We start from the raw sequence: 1,834 nt of genomic DNA, 5'->3' as shown, positions 1-1,834 counted from the left end.
CACCTTTTTATGTCCTCCCATGAAAAGGTGGACATTAGGAAAAGTTTGTCCCAGTCTTCTGTCACAGGAAATTTAACATAATTCTCCATCCACGAAATAACATCCCTTGAATGAAACTCACCTAGATGGGAAAGTGCTTCGTACCCAGTTATCTTTTTATTAGATTCTTGTTCAAGAAAATTAAATACTAAAGGTAGTCCATCATCCTTACTTAAACACATTGAAGTTAGATAGGAACGTAATCTAGTATCCATAATATCTTGCTTTCCTTCCCACAGACTTCTAACCCATTTCTCTGCGTAATTTCCTAAGACTCTTCCAATCACCTCACATAATATCTTCTGGTCTTTAAATGAATCTTTTTTATCTAGTTCTTCTAAAAGGTAATCAAATAAATCATTTCTATTGAATTTCCGGAGAAAATCGATTGATTCTACATCTAATTTCTCTCGATAAATAGCAAAAGCTATTAGCTGTTCCATGTTATTTTTCACATCATCTAAGGTTGTTTCTGAAAATGACTCAAACCAATGTTTCCACTTAGCTGCAGCTGTACTTGTAGTGTCTAACCCCATATCGCTTAGAAAATATTCAAACTGCCATTTTTCACTACCAATACACCCAAGTTCAGTTATCCTAAATAAATAATCTATAAATGAATCCGCAATATAAGTAACAGTGTCTTCTTCATGGTCCCAATAAACAACTGGTTTCTCTTCACTCTCAACAGACATATCAAACGCATAAATATCTCCATTTCCGGCATGAGAAAACTCTAATTTCCCTCTGAGTGTCGCTCCGTAATCTTCTCCGTCTTCTATAAGTTCGTCAGCTAACATATTTAAATTTTGAAGGAAGTCAATATTCCAATTTACCTCTCCAGAAAATATTTCATTGAATTCACTTGGAATTATGGTATCTTCAGAAAATGAGTAATAAAACGAAAGTGATGTTCCTAAGTTAATTAAAATGTATTTATACGATGGAGGTAATTGATACCCTAACTCTTTTTCTTTAGCTTCAATCTCCTGTATCGTTGCTTTTTTTCCAATTTCAATTGGATGAACTATGCCGTTATTGTTCTCTAATTTTTGTATTATTTGCTCCCATTTTGATAAAAGGAAGGTAATATCCTTCATTCACTTCACCCCGCCTCGGCAACTTATTTTAATAATAATTCAATAGGCAGTAGATAAACAGTGTTAATTTCATTTTGTTGTTTATTGTATAATTTATAAATAATCGTAACCTCATTTTTAAAATTAAACTGCTTAATTAGATAATTCAATCTAAAGATAACTTTAAAAAAAATTAAATCTTTCGATATATCCTCATCCTGAAAACCGATAAACTCTTTGTAATGCGGTTTTAACTCAATCACTTTCTTATTTTTCCGAACAAGTTCAATTGCACAGTTGATGGCAATTTTGATTAACCAAGTCTTGAAAAACTCAGGGTTTTTCAATGTATTAATGTTTTTAAACGAACGGTATGCTGTCTCCTGAACTACATCCAATGCATCATTTTGATTTTTCACATAAGTGAAAGCCATTCGGTATATATCATCCTGTTATTGCTGAAAGAGCTTAAGAAACGCTTGGTCATCACCCTTTTGAGCCCTTTTTATTAAACGGATAATGGTTGTTCCTCCTCTTTATGTATGCCTTATATCTATTAGATAAATAAACCTTTCATTTAGCTTCAATTTTTAATTTTTTTCATAATAAAAAACCGTCGTATTAGAACGGTCATTCATAATTATTGATTCTTTTATAAATTCCTTATTAAGCTAATCTGCCACGTTTGTTCATGAGGGAAATCAACAAAAAAGGCG

At 32.1% G+C, this 1,834-nt stretch carries 2 protein-coding genes; both read right to left on the bottom strand.

The features are described 5' to 3' along the window. Positions 1 to 1,139, bottom strand: a 1,139-nt coding sequence (locus tag V7083_RS20130) for an SMI1/KNR4 family protein (protein WP_335481266.1), incomplete at its 3' end; no start/stop codon positions are given. A gap of 23 nt (positions 1,140 to 1,162) precedes the next feature. Further along, on the bottom strand, positions 1,163 to 1,552 hold the full coding sequence (locus V7083_RS20125; RefSeq protein WP_438823753.1) for a sigma factor: 390 nt from the start codon (positions 1,550 to 1,552) through the stop codon (positions 1,163 to 1,165). Positions 1,553 to 1,834: the final 282 nt, after the last annotated feature.

The organism is Bacillus sp. JJ1764 (genome assembly GCF_036962145.1).
In the GTDB taxonomy this organism is placed as follows: Bacteria; Bacillota; Bacilli; order Bacillales; family Cytobacillaceae; genus Neobacillus.
This window is presented reverse-complemented; position numbering and strand designations above follow the sequence as displayed.

Coding starts and splice junctions, on each gene's coding strand:
- V7083_RS20125 (WP_438823753.1), bottom strand. CDS start 1,552: ATGGCTTTCACTTATGTGAAAAATCAAAATGATGCATTGGATGTAGTT.